Annotated in this window: 14 protein-coding genes and 1 tRNA gene; 11 read left to right on the top strand and 4 right to left on the bottom strand. The window is 62.4% G+C overall.

Annotation, left to right across the window (positions count from 1 at the left end; all coding sequences use genetic code 11):
* The first annotated feature begins 14 nt into the window (after positions 1–14).
* From BXY39_RS14020 to BXY39_RS14000, 5 genes are all read left to right on the top strand, one after another.
* Complete coding sequence (locus BXY39_RS14020) at positions 15–356, top strand: DUF3325 family protein (protein ID WP_170163850.1); 342 nt, start codon at positions 15–17, stop codon at positions 354–356.
* Complete coding sequence (locus BXY39_RS14015; protein WP_121939503.1) at positions 356–664, top strand: hypothetical protein; 309 nt, start codon at positions 356–358, stop codon at positions 662–664. Before BXY39_RS14020 ends, BXY39_RS14015 begins: the two co-directional genes overlap by 1 nt.
* A 10-nt stretch (positions 665–674) precedes the next feature.
* A complete protein-coding gene (locus tag BXY39_RS14010) occupies positions 675–2,288 on the top strand; it encodes a PepSY-associated TM helix domain-containing protein (protein ID WP_121939502.1) in 1,614 nt (537 codons plus the stop codon).
* 347 nt (positions 2,289–2,635) lie between these two features.
* Positions 2,636–3,595 (top strand): helix-turn-helix transcriptional regulator, encoded by a 960-nt coding sequence (locus tag BXY39_RS14005; protein ID WP_170163849.1) that lies wholly within the window; start codon positions 2,636–2,638, stop codon positions 3,593–3,595.
* 406 nt (positions 3,596–4,001) lie between these two features.
* Positions 4,002–4,853 (top strand): class I SAM-dependent methyltransferase, encoded by an 852-nt coding sequence (locus tag BXY39_RS14000; RefSeq protein ID WP_121939500.1) that lies wholly within the window; start codon positions 4,002–4,004, stop codon positions 4,851–4,853.
* A 51-nt stretch (positions 4,854–4,904) separates the two neighbouring features.
* Here BXY39_RS14000 and BXY39_RS19530 read toward each other — a convergent pair whose 3' ends face one another.
* From BXY39_RS19530 to BXY39_RS13990, 4 genes are all read right to left on the bottom strand, one after another.
* Positions 4,905–5,288 carry a DnaB-like helicase C-terminal domain-containing protein gene (locus BXY39_RS19530; RefSeq protein WP_211332257.1) on the bottom strand — a complete coding sequence of 128 codons (384 nt, stop codon included), beginning with the start codon at positions 5,286–5,288 and terminating at the stop codon, positions 4,905–4,907.
* Complete coding sequence (locus tag BXY39_RS19525; RefSeq protein ID WP_211332256.1) at positions 5,258–5,440, bottom strand: DnaB-like helicase C-terminal domain-containing protein; 183 nt, start codon at positions 5,438–5,440, stop codon at positions 5,258–5,260. Before BXY39_RS19525 ends, BXY39_RS19530 begins: the two co-directional genes overlap by 31 nt.
* 45 nt (positions 5,441–5,485) lie before the next feature.
* Entirely contained in the window at positions 5,486–5,608 is a 123-nt protein-coding gene (locus BXY39_RS19930; protein ID WP_281270016.1) for a hypothetical protein, read from the bottom strand.
* Positions 5,609–6,197: 589 nt separating this feature from the next.
* Positions 6,198–6,273 (bottom strand) — tRNA-Thr (locus BXY39_RS13990).
* A 251-nt stretch (positions 6,274–6,524) separates the two neighbouring features.
* On the opposite strand from BXY39_RS13990, the gene BXY39_RS13985 reads away from it, so the two are divergent.
* From BXY39_RS13985 to BXY39_RS13960, 6 genes are all read left to right on the top strand, one after another.
* Positions 6,525–8,417 carry an autotransporter assembly complex protein TamA gene (locus tag BXY39_RS13985; protein WP_121939499.1) on the top strand — a complete coding sequence of 631 codons (1,893 nt, stop codon included), beginning with the start codon at positions 6,525–6,527 and terminating at the stop codon, positions 8,415–8,417.
* Positions 8,417–12,895: a translocation/assembly module TamB domain-containing protein gene (locus BXY39_RS13980; RefSeq protein ID WP_121939498.1), complete on the top strand. Its 4,479-nt coding sequence runs from the start codon at positions 8,417–8,419 to the stop codon at positions 12,893–12,895. The genes BXY39_RS13985 and BXY39_RS13980 overlap by 1 nt, the downstream gene beginning before the upstream one ends.
* A 279-nt stretch (positions 12,896–13,174) precedes the next feature.
* Positions 13,175–13,600 (top strand): hypothetical protein, encoded by a 426-nt coding sequence (locus BXY39_RS13975; RefSeq protein ID WP_121939497.1) that lies wholly within the window; start codon positions 13,175–13,177, stop codon positions 13,598–13,600.
* Positions 13,597–14,058, top strand: coding sequence for a MaoC family dehydratase (locus tag BXY39_RS13970; RefSeq protein WP_121939630.1), 462 nt, complete (start codon positions 13,597–13,599; stop codon positions 14,056–14,058). The genes BXY39_RS13975 and BXY39_RS13970 overlap by 4 nt, the downstream gene beginning before the upstream one ends.
* Before the next feature lie 234 nt (positions 14,059–14,292).
* On the top strand, positions 14,293–15,840 hold the full coding sequence (locus tag BXY39_RS13965) for a flavin-containing monooxygenase (RefSeq protein WP_121939496.1): 1,548 nt from the start codon (positions 14,293–14,295) through the stop codon (positions 15,838–15,840).
* A 551-nt stretch (positions 15,841–16,391) separates the two neighbouring features.
* Positions 16,392–18,869 (top strand): hybrid sensor histidine kinase/response regulator, encoded by a 2,478-nt coding sequence (locus tag BXY39_RS13960; protein WP_121939495.1) that lies wholly within the window; start codon positions 16,392–16,394, stop codon positions 18,867–18,869.
* Positions 18,870–18,882: the final 13 nt, after the last annotated feature.

The following is an 18,882-nucleotide window of genomic DNA, read 5'->3' as shown; positions in this document are numbered from 1 at the left end:
TGGGGATAGGGAAAATGACCGTTCTTTTGGCAACGCTGCTGCTCTATCTTGCCGTTTACGCGTTTTATCATGCGCATCCGGCCCGCAGTGGCTATGCGGCGGTCCGATCCTCAGCCCGGTTGCAGCGCGGGCTGCGAATGTGCGGGTGGGGACTGGCTGGTTTGTCCCTTGTCGCGTTCTCCTCCATCAACGGGTTCGAACGCGGGGTTGTCTATTGGCTGGCCGTGCTTATGGCGGTTGGCCTGGTAAGCCTGTTTCTCGGAGCCTGGCGGCCGGAAAGCCACCGGAAAACCGCTTTACCGGTGGCTGTTCTGACGGGTGCTGTCCTGACCGTTTCCGTGGTGGGGGTGGCGTGATGCTCTACGGGATCATGGGAAGCCTGGCTGTCGCTCTGGGCCTGGCGACATGGAAGGCTCCGCGACTGACCAGTGTTATCGTCTGGGCCCTATTGGCGGCTATTTTCACATCGTCCGCCATTCTCATGACATTTCCGGGAGCGTTCGCGGAGAAAGCGTTGTGGGTGGCGCTCAGTGTTCCGTTCATATGGGTTGCGTTCCAGTTCTGGACCTATTGGGACAGAAAAGCCTGGCGTGTTGCCATCGGCCTGATGGCACTAACAGCCCTGTCGGCGGCGATCGTCTTCACCTCAGAGCCGATGATATAGGAGCCGATGAATGGACCGTCCGCGCCATCTCCGCATCTATGGACTGCATTCGTGGTCGGGCATTGTGCTCGGCCTTTTTGTCTTCGTCGTCTGTTTCACGGGCTGCTTCGCGCTGTTCTATCACGAAATCCAGACATGGGAGGATCCGGCAAGGCGGCTGGAACTGGCGGAAAATCCGGTTGATATCGACCCGATCCTGACAGCCTGGGTCGAGGAGACCGCTGCGGGCGAAGAGATTGAATTTTTGCGCCTTTCCTACCCCAGTGAAACCGAACCCTATTACACCACAATGTTCGGTGTGCATCCCGAAGGCGAAAAAGCCGAGTTTTTTACCGCCCGCTGGGACACGACCACAGGTGCCCGGTTGCCGGAACGAGGGGCGGGGCTGTCCGAATGGTTGCTGGATTTCCACCGGGACCTGATGTGGCCCGAAGGCCTTGGCGGGCGTCGTATCGGCCGCACGCTGGTTGGTATTGCGGGCATTGTTCTGATGCTGTCCATCATTTCCGGCGTGGTGATTCATACCAAGATTTTTCAGGAGCTTTTCACCCTTCGGTTTTTCCGGTCCGTCCGTCTTAAATGGCAGGATACGCACAAAATTCTCGGCCTGTGGGGATTGCCGTTCTACAGCATGATCGCGGTGACAGGGGCATTTCTGGGCGTTGTGGCGATCCTGGCGCCGATCGTCGCCATCCTGACATTCAAAGGGGATGAGGAAGCCCTGATCGAAGCCGTGGTCGGCAAACCGCTGGAGCCCGCGGGCATTGAGGCACCGATGTATCCGCTGATGGCGGTCGGAGCCCTGCGGGCGGAAACGTCCGGGTTTGCGCCGTCTTTCGTCTTTGCCCAGAACTGGGGGGACAGCAACGCGCGCTATGACGTTTATTTTGAGGCGGACACCGAACTGGCACATGTGGAAGCCATCCAGTTGAACGGGGTCACGGGAGCCCGTGTGGCCAATTCCAGAATGGACACTGTCACGCCTGCCCAGCGGGTTACGAATGCGGTGTCGCCGCTGCACTATGCCACCTTTGGCGGGATTGCGTTGAAGCTTCTCTATTTCATACTTGGTCTGTCGCTGGCGGTGATTACGGCCTTTGGTCTGATGCTGTGGATCGAGCGCCGTCTTTATGGCAATGCAGGCCGGAAAAGCCCGGCTTTTTACCGGCGACTCAGCCATCTGGTGACCGGTACGACACTGGGATTCCCGCTTGGCACGGCGGTCATTTTCGCATTGGATAAGCTTTACACCGGTGCCGAGGCGACGCGTCTCGCCTGGACCGCCTACACCTATTTCGGTGTGGTTGGGCTGGCGGTGATTTTCGCCTTCCTGCGGCGCAATGATTATCGTGCCACCAAGGAAATCATGGCCGCCACCGGTTTTGTGTTCATGCTGGTGCCGGTTTTGAATGTGATGATCACAGGCGGCGGCTTGCCGCAGCTTTTGACAAGCGGTCATAAGGTGGCGGGCTATGTGGATGTTGCCTTGTTGAGCCTTGGGGCGCTGACGCTTTTAACCGCATCCCGCCTGCCGGACAGACGCCCGGACAGCGTATCCCGGGAAGAACGCAGGGCGCGCCAGCCACAGCCCAACCCCGACCTGCCGCCGGTTGCCGCAGAGTAAACGCTTTCCATGAATATTTTTGGGCCATAAATATTCTTTCGCCCATAAATATTCTTTCGGCCATAAACATCTTTTCGGTCAGAGGCGGAATGCCTCTGCCACCCGGTTGAAACCTCACTGACTGAAAGATTGTTCGCCCTAAAGACTGTCTGGTATTTTACGAATGTCGTCTCAAGTGCGTGGGATATTCTGTCAGTTAAAATAAATAATGAGACTTAATATCAATTTATATTGCCTCAACTCTGCATCATGCTGAAGGCAATGGGGCACAGGCATGATAGGGTAATGGGACCGGTCCGTGGCAGGCAGGGCGGGGAAAGTCTCTTTATTCGTTGATGGAGTATGGCGTGGCGCTTGCGAATGGAACTCTTTCACAGAAAGCGTTTTCCGATGCGGCTGAGACGTTCGGCTATACATATACCGATCTGAGCGTCACACCCTCCGCCGTCGATCACGATACGCCGCTGTTCGAGGGCAGCCTCGGGTTTCAGTCGCTGCCCTGTGGCATCAGCCTGTGCGTCAGTGATCTGAAAAGCCTTTGCGACAGTCAGCATGACGGTGTTGTCGAACGGTCCTTGACGATTGCCATGGTGTTCGGCGATGGGGCGACCGACTGCCAGTTCGGTGCGGACGGGCGCCTTGTTATCGAGGCCAACACGGCTTCGGTTGTTTCAGTATCGGATGCCGCCCGTATGGCCGGCCGGTATCGTGCCGGGCAGAGGGCCCGGTGCCTGCTTGTCCGCGCCCGGCCGGAAGACTTTGCCGATGAGACGATCGCCGAGCAGATTGAGTCCTCGCTGAAGGCAACATCGGTGGCGCATTTGCCCATGTCGCATCGGTCAATGCTTTTGGCGGATGAACTGGCCGCACCCTCGGCACAGGGCGGTGTCGGCCGTCTTCTCGCCGAAAGCTGCGCGCTTGAACTGTTCGCCCGTGCCCTTATGGCGACACAGGCACGGTCCTGGCCCCGGCAGGACAAGCTGTCGGGGCGCGATTATGCAAAAATGCTGCTGGTGCGCGACAGGATGCTGGCAAATCCGGGTGACAACTTTACGCTGGACGATCTTGCCCGGGAGGCCGCCGTCAGTGTCAGTGTGCTGAAGGCGAAATTCCCGCTCGCATTCGGTCAGTCGGTGTTCTCCTTTCTCAGGGACGCGCGGCTGTACCGGGCCAGGCAAGGCCTTGAACAGGAAGGGTGGACGGTGTCCGAGGCCGCTTATTTCGCCGGCTATCGTCATCAAAGCAATTTTTCCAGTGCCTTTCGCCGTAAATTCGGGATGCCGCCGCGTGATGCCATGACCCGGTAGGGGCCGCGCGCATATGGAAATCGGCTACACTCATAAATCTTCCGACTGGCGGGTGTGTATCCTTTTTTGATATGGTTTATATGAAATTGCGAATGATTAGCTTTTGCGGTATAACAGGATATCAGCTGTTCCCGCCGTTTCAACGCGTGAAGCGTGCCGGCAGGGCGGCGGAAAGACCGGAAATGCCCGCACGGGTTATCAGAGTGTATCCGCAAGGCTGTCTTTAAAATGTGGCGGCTCATTTTTCGGTCTCGGAACAAAACAAGGCTTCGGCCCGAGACATGACAGGATATGGCTGCGCCGGCAGCGCGGCGCCGCAGACCAGCAAGGGCCGGCCCGCCTACTTGAGCGATCCTTGTGGAACGGCCCGGCAGATATAGGGACACTTCCCGGAAAGGCACGCACCATGAACAAGCCGGAACCCGCCTGCCACGTCGACCTCACCGGTGTTCCGGAGACGATGCTGTGGCCGCTTTGGAACCGCGCGGCTGAAATGCAGCGCCAGGACCGTCTGATCGAAGATCCGATGTCGGCCGATCTGGCGCGCAGGATCGATTATGACTTTGCCGCAAGTTTCGGCAAACCGACGGTGTTTCATCCCATTCGTGCCCGGGTCTGTGACGACCTTATTCACACTTTCCTCGCGCGCACGTCCGGCACACCGGTCGTCGTTGCCCTGGGGGAGGGGCTGGAAACCCAGTTATGGCGGATTGACCACCCCCGTTTGCGATGGATCAGCGTCGATGTGCCGGAGGCCATCGGTATCCGCCGGACCCTGTTGCCGTCGCATCCGCACGCCTCGCTGGTGGAGTGTTCGGCGCTCGACCCGGCCTGGATGGATGCCGTGCCCGACGACGCGCCGCTTTTCATCAGTGCCTCCGGTCTTTTGATGTATTTCGAGGAAGATCAGGTCCGCGCATTGCTGACGCGGATCGCCCGGCGTTTTCCCGGCGCCGAGATATTTTTCGATACAATCACACCCTATTTTTCGCGGAAAACAGTAAACGGAATGAAAGTGACCAGGCACTATACGGCTCCGCCCATGCCGTGGGGGATCACGGTTGACGGCCTGCCGGCTTTTATTGACTCCATCCCGTATCTTGAGCCTGTCTCCGTGCAAAGCTATGCCGATCCGTTTCCAAAGCGCACGCGGCTTTACAAACTGCTCTCGGCCGTCCCGCCGATCCGGCGTCTTTTCGCAGGCGGCCTTGTCCATGCAAAATCCTCGCTCGTCCCAGGGCAGGACGACAGTGCCTGAGCGGGCACTGCCGGCTTTAGCCGGCAGGCCATGTCTCTGAACAGGCTGGCCCTAGGGCCTGGGGTCAAGCCGGATTTTGCCGTCGTGCATGAAACAGGTCCGGGTGAAGAGCGAGAGATCGACCGGATTTGGCAAGCGAATGTCGGATAGCTCCGGCAATGGTTTGCCTCCGGCCTTGAAGGACCGGCCAATCTGCGACAGCGTGACGATGATGGCGCCCGTGGAATCCGCGAACGCCTTCAATTGCATCACCTGAACGGCAAGTTCGGGATGCCGGCGGATTTGGTCCAGCAGTTGCAGATAATCGATCACGGCAAAAACATCGCCCGGCGCGCGTTCAAGGCGGTCGACAATGTACCCCGCGCATATGTCGTCGGACGTGTCGAGTGTCAGGGATTGTCGTATCAGGCGCCAAGCGATTGAAGGCGATCGCATATGTCAGCCTCGGTGTCTTCCAGTGTGAAGACGAAGGCGGATCGTCCCGCGCGCGCGGCAGTCGCGGCCAGTTCCAGACCCAGCAGCGTTTTGCCGTGGCCGGGCCGCGCGCCCAGCAGGACCAGATCGCCCGGATCAAGCCGCGCCAGCATTTCGGTGGCCGGGCCGTTGCCGGGCGTCGACGCGGACAGATGCCCCTAATCGCGAAAACCTTCCCGCCGTGCGAGACGGTCAAGGGCCTGGTGCAAAGGGATTTTTTCCTCACGCGCCAGTGTTCTGGCACGTCGCTTCAACCGGAAAACCGGTGCGGACAGTTTCATTTGGACCCTCCTCTTTCAGGCAGCGCTTGCAATCCCTCCTTATGCCTGTGCCCGAACAGAGTGGGTTCGATGAAATGACTGCCCCGCATGTCACATGCTTCCCCGGCCGGAGGGGGGAGGCGCGGGCCGCGCCTTACCGGACGAAGGTACTGGACCATATCCGTCGGCACAAGCCGCAATACTTTCGGTCGCGATGCCGGATTGGATATCTGTGCCTGGATGGAAAGCTGCCGCCTGGAATGTCGGTCGGGATGGGGCGACGAAGCTATACATCCTGTGAACTGTTATTCTGTTATGCCCCCCGTATGGCGGGCTGGAAATATGCATGATGCATACATATTTCCGTTGCTTTTATTGGAGTGGCTGTTTGCCGTGCCGGCAGGGTGTTGTACCCCAAAACCGGTGGTAGGTGCGGTTTACTGCGGTGCCGGTAGTATGTTGGGGTCAGTGCGCGTGAGGGCATCGCGGGGTCATAAATACGCCTGGCCGTACCGGCGGAATTCTGATGGGCGCGTATGGAGGGTTTCCTAAAAAATTCAATAAAAGCAGTATTTTAAGGAATTTTTTAAGGTCGAGCCAGAGGGGCGAATGGTGCCGGCACCAGGATTTGAACCCGGGACCTACTGATTACAAATCAGTTGCTCTACCAACTGAGCTATACCGGCATGGCAACGGCGTGGGGCGGGGACGCGACAGGGTGTCCGTGCCCGTGGCCACGGTGTGCGGGCCGTTCTTACCCTTAAGACCCGGCGGTCCGCAAGGGGAAATGCACGTGGCCGGTCGCGGTATTTGCCGGTTGCCGTCCGGGGGGCGTTCGGGATATGCCGACCGTCGGACCGGGGGCCGGCCGGGCATGATTTCGCCGGAATTTGCCGTATGATGAGGTCCGTTATTGGATCGAGGCCACCGCTTTTTCATGACCGCACGCATTCCCCTTTTTCTCGCCAGGACCGGGCGCCGGCCGTTTGCGCCGTCCCGGCCGTCCATGGCACCTGCCGCAGGCGCCGCCACGGGACTGTACCGCCCTGCGGTGCCGGCGGCCTGTGTGGCGGTGCTGCTGCTTTTGCCGGTGCTGGTGGCGGTGCTGCTGATGTGGGCGGTGCCGGTGCGGGCGGACGATGGCGGGATCGAGGTCATTCTGGCCGGCACCCTGCCGAACGGGCTGCGGGCGCGTCTTCTGTCGCTGTCGGCGCTGTCGGGCGATGACGGCGAGCCGGTGGTCTCCCGGTCGGCGCTGAGCCTGCGCGCCGAGGGGGACCGGGACATGTTTGTCCGGTTTCTGCGGTCGGAGGGATATTACAGGGCCAGCGTCTCGGTGCAGGCCGGAACAGGGCGGCATCCGGGGCAGGTGGTGTTCACGGTCGATCCCGGATCGGTGTACCGTATTGCCGATGTCACGCTGGCCTATGACGGCACCGTGGATGTCACCGTGCAGGACCGGGTCCTGGACGGGCTGCGCCTTGCCGCCGGCATGCCGGCGCGTGCCGGCGACATTGTCGCCGCCGAGGCGCGCGTGCCGCGGGTGTTGATGCGCAACGGCTTCCCGCATGCACGCATGGGCGTGCGGGACGTGGTGGTGGACCATGCGACGGAAACCGCCAGTGTGCGCTTGCGGGTCGAGCCGGGCGCGGCCGTAACGCTGGGCCGGCCGCGCTATGACGGGCTGGTCAGTGTACGCGCATCCTATCTGGACAGGCTGATCCCCTGGCGCGACGGCGAGATATATGATCAGGACAAGGTGGACCTGTTCGAACGGCGGCTGTCGCGCACCGGGCTGTTCCGGCTGGTCGCGGTGAGCATGGAACCACCGGCGGACGGCCCGCCGGTGCTGCTGGCCCGCCTTGAGGAAACGCGCCACCGGTCCCTGTCGCTGAGCGCCGGCTTCGCCACCAGCGAGGGGATCGGCGGCGATGTGGTGTGGGAGCACAGCAACTGGCGCGGCCGCGGCGAGACCCTGACGCTGACCGCGCGCGGGGCGGAAATCCGCCAGAGCGTGACGGCGGCCTTGCGGCTGCCGCACTTTCAACGCTTCGGCCAGATATTTTTCACCACGGTCAGTCTGAACCGTGACGACACCGATGCCTTCACCGCCGAGGGTGTGGAACTGCGCGCAGGGCTGGAGCGGCCCATCGGCCGCGATCTGACCGGCGCCGTGGCGCTGGAGGTGGATATCAACGACATCCGCGACAGCGAAAGCGATCAGTCCTTTGAACTGCTGGCCCTGCCGCTGTCGGTCATGTGGGACACGGCGGACGATCTGCTCAACCCGGAAAAGGGCTGGCGGCTCGGCGTGAAGGCGACGCCGTTTATCGCCCGGGATACCGACAGCACCACATTTTATCGGGCGCAGATGACGGCCAGCGCCTATTACACCCCCGCCGACTGCCTGCCGCTGACCGTGGCGCTCAGGGCCCGTGCCGGTGCGACATATGGTGCCGAGACAAACGAGATCCCGGCCAACCGTCGGTTTTTCGGCGGCGGTGGCGGGTCGATCCGGGGGTTCAATTTTCAGGAGGTCGGCCCGGTCAGCGACGACGGCACCCCGCGCGGCGGCCGGTCCATTCTGGAAGTCGGCGCGGAGTTGCGCTGGCGTCTGTCGGATACGGTCGGGGTCGTGCCCTTTGTCGAGGGCGGCAATGTTTATGACACGGCCTCGCCGCGGCTGAGCGGCTTTCGCTGGGGGGCGGGTCTGGGCCTGCGCTATTATACCAGTTTCGGACCGCTGCGGTTCGACATCGCCACCCCGTTGGACCCGGCGGGCGGCGATCCGGCGGTGCAGGTTTATATCGGCATAGGGCAGGCATTCTGATGGCGGTGCGGCGTAAAAGGAGCGTGCCGGGCAGACGGGCCACCGCATGGCTGAAGCGGCTGCTGGCCGGCAGCGGCGCGCTGGCCGTTCTGGCGGTACTGGCCCTGTCCGCGCTGGCCATGCCCTGGACGCGGGACGGGGCGCTGGCGCTGGCGGCCGCGCGCCTGTCCGGCGACGGCCTGGAATGGCGGTTCGAAGCGGCGTCCGGGTCGCTTTTGGGCCGGCTGACGCTGGACCGGGCGACCCTTCACAGCCAGGACCAGCCGGTCTTACGTCTGGAGCAGGTCGTGCTGGACTGGAGGCCCGCCGCCCTTTTGTCCGGTGTCCTGTCGGTCAGGGAGCTGTCCGTTGCCACGGCAACGGTGTTCCGCCTGCCCGACGGTCAGGGCGATGAAGACGGAGCGAACAGCACAGCGGGTGAGGCCGAAGAGACGCCGATTGATGGGTCCATGCTGACGGACCTGCCCTTTGCCCCCCATATCCCCGCGCTGGTGATCGACAGGCTTGTTTTCGATGCGGTCCAGGCGGAGGGGTCGGTGTCCGCCATGCTGGACGGCCGGGCGCAGACGGGACTGGTCCTGACCGTCGAAGGCGCGGCCGCAGTGCCCTATACCGACAGGGTGTCGGTACGTCTGGTGCTTGACGCCGGCACGGGCCGCGTGCGCGCCGATATGGACGCCGGGACCGGGCCGAACAGTCTGGCCGCCCATCTGGCCGCCCATCTGGCCGGTATGGATCTGCCGGTGCTCGACATGGGGCTGGCGGTGGACGGTCCGCTGGACGACTGGCGCGGTCATGTCCGCCTTGATGTGGCAGGGGATGCTGTATTGTCCGGCGATCTGTCGGGGCGACGGGACGGCGCCGCCCTTGACGGCACGGTGACGCTGCAAAGGGTGCATCCGGCCCTGCGCGGCGTGCTGCAAAGTGCCCGCCAGCGGATCAGTGTCGACTGGCGCGGGCACGACGGAGACGCACCGGCGAATGGTATCGACGGTTTGCTCACCATCGCCGTGGACGACGCCGGCCGCGGTCTTCACATCCGTCACGGTGTGGACCTGGCCGCCCCGCTGGCCCTTGACGGGGCGGAGGTGACGGTGACGTTGCCGGCTGTTGTGACCGATCTGGCGGGGGCGTCCTTTTCCACCGGTGCCGCGACAGCGCGCGCACGCCTGTCGGGTACCGCGCGCAGTCCTGGTGTGGAGGCGGATATCCGTATCGCCGATGCCGCCTATGGCGGCGTGCCGCTTGGCTCGCTGAACGGCGCGATTGCGGTGGGCATGACGGAAGACCGCGTCACGCTGCACAGCGCCAGTCTGACAAATGACAGTCTGACAAACGCCAGTCTGGCAAGCGACGGCCTAGCAAGCGACGCTCTGGCAGGTGCCGGTCTGGCGGTGACCGGCCATGGATGGTGGCGGCGCGGCGACGGCGCCCTTGAGGCGGGTGTGGATGTGACCCGGTTCGATCTCGGTCTCGGGTCCGCATGGCTGAACCGTCCGCTTGACGGCGATGTGCGCGGCGAAATCCGGGTGCGGCGGGCGGTGGCCGGGGCGGCACTGGAGATGACCGTGCAGGCGGACGCGGCCGGTCTGTCCGGCGACGGTCTGCCGGCCATCGTGCGGCGCGCGGCCGGTCCGGCGCCGCGGCTGACGGCGGCAGCCCGCATTGCCCCTGACGGTGCGGCCACGCTGGATAGCGTCCGTCTCGAGGGGCAGGGCGTCCGGTTCGATGTGGCGGGCCGGGTGGACCGCCGGGCGGGGCTGGCCCTGGACTACAACCTTGTGGCGGATGATTTTGCCGGCCTTCTGGACCAGCCCTTTCTGTCCGGCCTGGCGGCCTTGCGCGTTGACGGCCGTGTGACCGGACCGTTCGCGCGTCCCGGCCTGACGGCGCGGGCGTCGCTGGACCTGTTGCGGATCGAACAGGTGGCCCTGCGGGAGATTGCCCTGACACTGGACGCCCCCGATCTGACCGATTTGCGTGCGGTGCCGGTCCGTCTGGCCGCCGGTACCGATTTCGGCCCGCTGGCCGCAGGGGTGCGGGTCAGCATGGGGGCGGGGGATGTGATCCTGGACGGCCTGTCGGCGCGTGTGGCATCGCTGGCCCTGGATGGAGGACTGACCATCGGCACCGGGGGCTTGCTGGGCGGCCGGATCGCGGTTGAAACCCTCCCGGACCGGCAGCGGGAACAAGGCGGTTTCCGGGGCGGGGTTTTGGACGGTACGCTCTCGGCACTGGTCACTGTCGCGGGCCGGCAAACCGTATCCGGCCCGGTGCAGGAGGCCCGTGTCACGGCCACGGCGCGGGATTTTCATGCCGCGCCCCCCTCTGGGCCCGGCGTCTCGGTGGACGCGGCGGACGTCGCCGGCACCATCCGCTGGGGCGGTGACGGTGCGGGGGCGGGTATGGGGGCCGATATCACCCTGTCGGGGGACAGGGTGCGTGTGGCAGACCTGCTGCTGACACGGCTGGAGGCCGGGACGACAACCCGGGACGGGGCGACCGCTTTCACCCTGTCGGCCAACGGCCGCTACCGGGAGGATTTTGATCTGACAGCGGACGGCAGCGCTTCTGTGACGGGCGGCGACGGTGTCGCGGTGTCGCTGGCGCTGGCCGGGCGGGCCGGGGACAGCATGTTCCGTATGGCCGAGCCGGTCACCATCATCTATGGCGGCGGTTATGGCGCGGTGGCACCCTTCAGCCTGTCGGTGGGGGACGGACGCATTGACGGCCGCCTTGAGACCGGCCCGTCCGGTGTTGCCGCCAGCCTGCGGGTGGATGGGCTCGACCTTGCCGATGTGACGCCTTTCGTGCCCGATGCCGGTCTTTTGCGTGGACGGGCCAGCGGCACAGTGTCGCTGACCGGTCCGCTCGACGCCCCCGAGGGTGCCGTCAGTCTGGCGCTGCGGGATCTGCGCCTGACCGGGGCGGGTGCGTCGCAGGAGAGCCTGTCCCTGACGCTTGACGGGACATTGGCCGGTGGGCGCCTGCTGCTGTCCGGGGGAACGGGGGATGAAGACGGCTCCGACCAAAAGGGGGCGAATGGGGGCCGCCTGAATGACGACAGTCCGAACAGGGATACTCTGAATGGAGGTGAAGGTCATTTGGGCCTGTCCCTGACGGCCGATGTGCCTCTTGCCCTGAATCTGGCCGATGGGACGGTGGATGTTCCCGTGGGCATGCCGGTGCGGGCGCGGCTGCGGGCGTCCGGCGATCTGGCGCCCTTAGGAGGGCTGCTGCGATTGACGGACCATGTCGCCACGGGGCTCGCGGATCTGGATGTGCGGGTGGGCGGGACCATTGCCGCGCCCACGGTCAACGGTCACCTGAACCTGACGGACGGGCGTTATGAACTGCTGCCGGCCGGACTGGTGCTGGAGGATCTCGCCCTTGCAGGGCGGTTCACGGGGCAGGGCCTCGCGGTGGACAGTCTGACCGCGACCGATGGGGGCAGCGGCACGGTGCGGGCGGCGGGATACATCGCCCTGGACGATCAGACGCAGGACCCGGTCGTTGATATGACGGCGGACCTGTCGGAAATGACCGTGCTGCGCCGCCCGGATATCGCGGCGGCGGCCTCGGCGCGGATCGGGTTCACCCGCAGGGACGGCCTGTCCAGCCTGCGCGGGTCCGTCACGGTGGACGCGCTGGATGTGAAGATCGACTCCGGCGAGGACACGTCCTTTGTGCAGATCGAGGTGACCGAAATCAACGCCCCCGACGATGCCGGCAATGGCGGCGGCAACGGTGCGGGCGGCGCGGCGCGGCTGGACCCGCTGCGGCTGGATCTGACGGTCGACATCCCCAACCGTCTGTTCACGCGCGGCCGGGGCCTGGATGCCGAGTGGCGCGGGGCGCTCAGCGTAACCGGCACGTCGGAGGCACCGGTCATCGCCGGCACCGCGTCCCTGGTGCGCGGCCGGTTCGATTTCGCCGGGCGGCAGTTCACCCTGACGCAGGGGACACTGGCCTTTGACGGCGGTGAGGAGGTCGACCCCCGTCTTGACATCCGCGCCGATTATGCCGGGCGCGCCATTGCCGCCGCCATTCTGGTGAGCGGGCGTGCCAGCCGGCCCGATATCCGCCTGATATCCGAACCAAGCCTGCCGGAGGATGAAATCCTGTCCCGCATCCTGTTCGGGACATCCGTCGCGGAACTGTCGGCGGTGGAGGCGGTGCAGCTGGCGTCGTCGCTGTCGGCCCTGGCGACGGGGGGGACCAGCGTCTTCGACAGGACGCGCCGCCGGCTCGGTCTCGACCGTCTGTCGGTGGACAGGGTGCAGGGCGGCGACGCGGACAACGCCCTTGTCGGCGGGAAATATCTGACCAACAATATCTATGTCGAGGTCAGCACCACGGCGGCCGGGCAGGCGACCGGCGGGATCGAGGTGGATCTGACCAAAAATCTGTCCCTGGCCACCCGGCTCGGTACCTTTTTCGACAATAATTTCCGTATCCGCTGGCGCTGGGTGTATTGAGCGCGCCTTCGGCGGCGGTCTTGTGGCGCCCGTACGATACCAGGCGCCGTCCCTTTTACGCCTGTCCGCCGCCGCGCCCGCGCCGGTTGGCCCAAATCCGTCACGCAACAGGAATGAATGAGGGGGGGACTGTGCCGACTTCCGTGTCGGTCACGGCACGCGCAAAAGCAGCATTTATGGCTTTATTATACCCTTAATGAGAGATTTATATTGTAAAATATTCAATTATAAATATACATATCCCTGCACTTTCGTATTTCAGATTTTGAGGGGGAACAGATGTTAAAGCGCGCAATTCACGCCATTTTCATCGTGACGCTTGGTATGGCATTCTGGGCGGCGGACGCCGCCGATCACGCGGATGTCAATATTTCCGGGGAATGGAGGGGAACCTACACCGTGACACAGGTGTCGGGCCCGGTGAAATTCACCGCCGTCTTTTATCAGGCCGAAGATGGCACGGTCACCGGCACTTATGCAACCGGAACAGGTGTTTACGGCACCGGAACCGGAAAGGTCGTCGACGGCAAGGTGGTCATGGACTGGACCAACACGACGCCGTCATGCCCCGGCTATTACAGAAATGTCTACACGCTGGACGGGGACAGCATGACCTTTACCGTCAATGGCTATGACTGTCTTGGACCGGAAAAGGGTACCGGATCGGCCAAGCGCGTCACCGGTTCGTGGCTGTTCCCGTCATGAGCGGTCTGGCATACACCCTGGACAACGCGCCCAAGTTTGTCGGCAAGGAGCTTGGCCTGTCCGAGTGGATGGTCATCGACCAGGGGCGTATCGATGCCTTTGCCGATGCGACGGAGGATCATCAGTGGATCCATCAGGCCGGCAGTCAGGCGGACGCGGGCCCCTTTGGCGGGCCGGTCGCGCACGGCCTGCTGGCGCTGGGGCTGACGGTGAAATTTGCCAAGGACACCGGTGCGCTGCCCGAGGATGCGTCCATGTGCGTGAATTACGGCTATGAGCATATCCGGTTTCCGGCGCCCGTTCTGGCGGGCGCGCGGGTGCGGTGCCGCACAACCCTGAAAAAGGTGGACGCCCGTGACGACGGCAGTCTTCTTCTGACCACGGAATACCGGGTTGAGGTGGAAGGCAGTGAAAAGCCCGCGATGATCTGTGACTGTCTGGGTGTGTTTTACCGGTGAGCCGTGTCTCGTGCCTGTGTTTCGCGAGGCCCGTCCCATATGTCCGGCCATGGTTCCAGGACCATGATTTTGGACCATACGCCCTGAACCGCGATCCGGGGGTGTCCCCGGATCGCGGCCTGCCGCTGCCGGTCGGGCCCGGCCCGGGGTCAATGTGCTGAAGGCTAAAATCCGTAGGCCAAAATCGCTGAAGGCCAAAATCCCTGAAGGTCAGGATCACTGAAGGAATACATCATGGATGTCTCCGGCACTGGACAGGTGGCGGTGATCGGGGCCGGGCCGGGCGGTCTTGTGGCCGCGAAGGAACTGGCGGAGGCCGGCCAGCGGCCGGTGGTTTTTGAAGCGGCGAACCGCCCGGGCGGTGTATGGCGCACGCCGGACGGGGCGGCGTGGCCGCGAATGCGGACCAATCTGTCCAGACATATTTGTGCGTTTTCCGATTTTGCCTGGCCGGCGGATGTGCCGGACTTCCCCGTCAAGGAGGATGTCGAAGCCTATCTGACGGCCTATGCGGCGTCCTTCGACGTGACGAAAAACATCCTGTTCGGCTGCACCGTCACCAGCATCGCCCGCGAGAAAGCCGGCTGGCGGGTGCACTGGCGCCGCGACGGGCGCGAAGACACGGCCTGTTTCGACCATGTGGTCATGGCGACGGGCGTTTTCTCACACCCGGTTTATCCCGGTATTCCGGGCATGGACCCGGCGCGGTCCGGCTGCCTGCACAGCCGTGACTTCCGCACGGCGGATGGTTTTCGCGGTCAGAAGGTGGCCGTGGTGGGGGCGTCTTTTTCCGGGTATGAAATCGCCGCAACCCTTGCCGGGGCCGGTGTCGATGTGGTGCATGTGGTCAACCGGTCCTGCTGGGTTGTGCCGCGTTTTTTCACCCTGTCCGAGGATGGGGCCAGGACGCCCTATGACATGATCCTGTACCGGCGGGACAATTTCCGTCAGGCGCCCACGCCCCTTGACAGGCTGCGGCAGACCCATGCGCTGTTCGAGCGCGTGGCGGGCAATCCCGGCGATGCGGACGATGCGTTGCGTATCGATGTCATGGCCATGATGCCGCCTTTCGTCACCTTCTCGGACACGTATCTCGACCATGTCAGGACGGGGGCGATCACTGTGCGGCGCGGCCGGGCGGGCCGGCTGTGCCCCGAGGACAGACCCGTCCCGCTGACGGGGTTGGCGCTGGAAACCGGTGACCATATCGCGGCCGACAGGGTGATTTTATGCACAGGGCTTCAGTGCCGGCTGGACAGTCTTTCCAAGCGTGTCCGGGATGTTCTGGCCCATGATCCGGATGACATATTGCAGCCGCTGCTTCTGGACCGTTGCACCTTTCACCCAGACCTTCCGGGGCTGGGGTTCGTGGGGTTTTATCGCAGTCCTTTCTTTGGTGTGATGGAATTGCAGGCCCGCTGGATTGCCGCCGTCTTTTCAGGCCAAAGGCCGCATCCCGCGGACAGCAGGGCGCGCAAGAATATTCAGTATGAACGCGGCATCCGGGAGCGGAAGCCGCGACCGCAATTTGCCCACGGCGATTATGTCGCCCTGGCGGATTCCATCGCCGGCGCCCTCGGTGTCCTGCCCGCCCTTGATCGCGGTGACCCGCTGCATGCATGTGTCACGGACGGTCCCGTCCTACCGGCCCAGTACCGTTTGGCCGGCCCCGGTGCCAAGCCCGCGATCGCCCGCCGTATTTTGATCGGTGCCGCCGAACGCTTCCAGATACAGGCCTTTGCTCTGGATCAAGCGGGGCGTGTTGCCGCTGGTCCGTCCTGAGTTGGTTCGGCCTGATCCGTGCTTTTGTTTTAAATGTCAGGGGTATGGGCCCGTCTTGCAGGCTGCGCGTGCCATTGGGCCTCTTTTCAGCGGTGACAGGTCATGGTCCGCAATGCTTTCCCCGTCTGCTGCGGTGTATCCTGACCGGACATGCATGGCTACCGACTGTGTCCCGGCCGGTGCATGTGTATTCTTCGGCACGTCCTCTGTGACAAGGCAATTCAGCCCAGGGGTGTTTGTCTTGTGGAGATATGTATCTCATGGAGCAGGCCTGTTGTGGCCGCTATGGACGTTGCCACCATGCCGTAGCCTTGGGAGTCATTCCATATAGTGCAAAACGCAAAAGAAACCACAGGATTTCACGTGTTCAATATCTTTTGAACATATATTCACTTTTTATGACGATACAAAAACATAACAGAAGCCCTCCTCGTTTGAGTGGTTGTGAAAGAAAAAAATTACTAAAATTGCACTGATGCGATTTTAATTTGTTTTCTTCTGTTGTGTTTAAAGCTCTATCAGAAATGGAGCTGTTCTAGGATAATGCGGTAATGACGAAAAATGCGAGAATAACTTCAAAATTCTCCGGTGCATTTTTTAACACGCGTATTCGATTTGCAGCGGCCACCATTGCTTTGACGGTGATCCTTGGCGGCGCGGCGATCTTTTTTCAACTGGGCCAGATGAAAAACCGTGCCTGGTACGATCTGGCGATCCATCAATTGCGCGATACGGTCAGTGTCGTCAATGTGCAGGCGTACCAGGTGGCCTTTTCATCGTCGCAGACACAGCGTATGCAGGCCGTACAGACCCTGCGGACGTCGCTGATCGTATTTGCCAGCCAGTTCAATGAAATTGCCGCAAGCGATCCGGACGGCTGGGACGAACAAAGGGTCGCGGCCTTGCGGGAGGAAAGTCCCTGGCTGTTTCAGCTTGTCCGCTCGCCGAAGTCGGCCGCATTGGAAAGGCTGCGTGCCGAGGTGGCCCTGGAGTTCCCTGAGAGTCTGGAAGACATCTGGGAAGATGACAGCGACGAAGAGCCCGAAACGAAAGCACCTGGCGAGCAGGAGCGTATCCCGGATACAGAGGCATCCACCGGCCAGATCGAAGCGCTGAATTTTGAACTGCTGACACTGGCCGCTCAGCTCTCAAATTTGGGTGCGGAGCCGGATGCCCGCGATCTGGCCGTCAGCAACCGGATCTGGCATCTGACGACGGAACGCCTGCTGCCGTCTCTCGACACCGCGACGAATATTCTGGCCGATGCGCGTCAGGATGCCCTTGTGACATTGCAGATCATCTTTTTCGCGGCCGGGATCGCTATTCTGGCCGTCAAGGGCTTCAATGTTTTGCTGATTTATCAGCCCATGCGCCACAAACTGGTGCGCGCGCAAGTCGACCTGGAAGATCAGGTGGTCAAGGCCCAAAGCGCCGACCGCGCCAAGTCGAACTTTCTCGCCAATATGAGCCATGAGATCAGGACGCCGATCAACGGCATTCTCGGCGTGGCCCAGTTGCTGGACCGCAGCAAGCTGACGTCTGGACAGCGGCACCTGATTCGCATGCTGTCCAATTCAGGGACGTCCCTGCTGCAGATCATCAATGATATTCTGGACTTTTCCCGGATAGAGGCGCGGAAAATAGACCTCCACCCCGAGGAAGCGGATATCGCCGATCTGCTGGAAGAGACCGTGACCGTATTGTCGTTTCAGCGGGATAACGCCAACATCGTCGAACTTGTGACGAAAATACAGCCCGGACTGCCCAAGGGGGTTGCGGTCGACCCCGGCCGGTTGCGTCAGATCATCACCAATCTTGTGGGCAATGCCCTGAAATTTACCGACTATGGCCATGTTCTTGTGGAACTGTCCGGCGACGCGCGCGACGGTCTTCTGGCGGCAACCATTTCGGTGAGCGATACCGGCCGGGGTATTCCGAGTGCCGCGCTGCCCACCCTGTTCGACCGGTTTACCCAGATTGATGACGGCGACAGGAGCGTGAAAGAAGGCGCGGGCCTTGGCCTGTCCATATGCAAGCACCTGGTCGAGCTTATGGGCGGCAGCATAGAGGTGGACAGCGAGGTCGGCATGGGAGCCCGCTTTTCGGTGCATTTGGACCTGCCTGTCACAAGCCCTGACACTGTGAACTGTCGGCTGCCGGCCGAACTGCGGGGCGCACACTGTCTTGTCATCGATAACAGCGCGGTCGCCTGCGGTGTGATCGTGGACTATTTGAAAAACTGGGGCCTGTCCGTTACCGCGCATTTGGACGTGGATGACTGTCTGGGCACGCTTCTGGACTGGAAACCGGGCGGAACAGGTCGCAGGTTTCTCGTCGCATCCGAGGCCGTTCTGAAAATTGCCGGCCAGGCTTTTGTCAAGGAAATCGAGACGCTACAGGAGAACGGCTGTCATATTATCATCCTGAAAGCGCCCGATTTACAGGGAGAAGGCCATTTCTGGCAGTCCATGAAGCGGGTCGAGGTTCTGCACCGCCCGATTTCGCGCACGTCATTGTTTAACGCCATACAGGATGCGGCCGCCCTGTCTACGGAAAAACCGGACGGTCCCGACCGGCAGGCGGACCCGGCGGTTTCTCCTGCGCTCAACGGCACACCTGCCGGGCCGCCCACGTCCACAGCGGCTGACGACGGGCCGTTGACCCTGCTGGTTGACGACAATGAAGTGAACCGCATGGTGGCCAGCGAAATGCTGTCCCTGCTCGGACAGAAACATATTGTCGCGATCAACGGCCTCGAGGCGCTCAATTTTTTCAAGGCCAAAAAGCCCGACATTATTCTGATGGACGTCAGTATGCCGGTGATGAACGGGTTCGACGCGACCAAAGCGATCCGGGATCTGAAAACCAAAACATCCAGTCCGGTCATCATCGGCATGACGGCCTATGCCATGGCGGAAGACAGGAAGCGATGCCTCGACAGCGGAATGGATGACTATATCTCCAAGCCGATCAGTTTTGTCGACATGGAAACCCTTTACAAAAAATGGGCCGACCCCAAACGCCAGTAAGTGTTCTGTTGCA

It is taken from the genome of Eilatimonas milleporae (genome assembly GCF_003688555.1).
GTDB classification, from domain to species: Bacteria; Pseudomonadota; Alphaproteobacteria; order Sphingomonadales; family Kordiimonadaceae; genus Eilatimonas; species Eilatimonas milleporae.
Note: the sequence above shows the minus strand (reverse complement) of the source record. Positions and strands in the feature narration are given on the sequence as shown.

Bases quoted from the DNA above. Each gene is read 5' to 3' on its own strand.
- BXY39_RS14020 (WP_170163850.1), top strand. From the start codon at position 15: ATGACCGTTCTTTTGGCAACGCTGCTGCTCTATCTTGCCGTTTACGCG.
- BXY39_RS14015 (WP_121939503.1), top strand. From the start codon at position 356: ATGCTCTACGGGATCATGGGAAGCCTGGCTGTCGCTCTGGGCCTGGCG.
- BXY39_RS14010 (WP_121939502.1), top strand. From the start codon at position 675: ATGGACCGTCCGCGCCATCTCCGCATCTATGGACTGCATTCGTGGTCG.
- BXY39_RS14000 (WP_121939500.1), top strand. From the start codon at position 4,002: ATGAACAAGCCGGAACCCGCCTGCCACGTCGACCTCACCGGTGTTCCG.
- BXY39_RS19530 (WP_211332257.1), bottom strand. From the start codon at position 5,288: ATGCGATCGCCTTCAATCGCTTGGCGCCTGATACGACAATCCCTGACA.
- BXY39_RS19525 (WP_211332256.1), bottom strand. From the start codon at position 5,440: ATGCTGGCGCGGCTTGATCCGGGCGATCTGGTCCTGCTGGGCGCGCGG.
- BXY39_RS19930 (WP_281270016.1), bottom strand. From the start codon at position 5,608: ATGAAACTGTCCGCACCGGTTTTCCGGTTGAAGCGACGTGCCAGAACA.
- BXY39_RS13985 (WP_121939499.1), top strand. From the start codon at position 6,525: ATGACCGCACGCATTCCCCTTTTTCTCGCCAGGACCGGGCGCCGGCCG.
- BXY39_RS13980 (WP_121939498.1), top strand. From the start codon at position 8,417: ATGGCGGTGCGGCGTAAAAGGAGCGTGCCGGGCAGACGGGCCACCGCA.
- BXY39_RS13975 (WP_121939497.1), top strand. From the start codon at position 13,175: ATGTTAAAGCGCGCAATTCACGCCATTTTCATCGTGACGCTTGGTATG.
- BXY39_RS13970 (WP_121939630.1), top strand. From the start codon at position 13,597: ATGAGCGGTCTGGCATACACCCTGGACAACGCGCCCAAGTTTGTCGGC.
- BXY39_RS13965 (WP_121939496.1), top strand. From the start codon at position 14,293: ATGGATGTCTCCGGCACTGGACAGGTGGCGGTGATCGGGGCCGGGCCG.
- BXY39_RS13960 (WP_121939495.1), top strand. From the start codon at position 16,392: ATGACGAAAAATGCGAGAATAACTTCAAAATTCTCCGGTGCATTTTTT.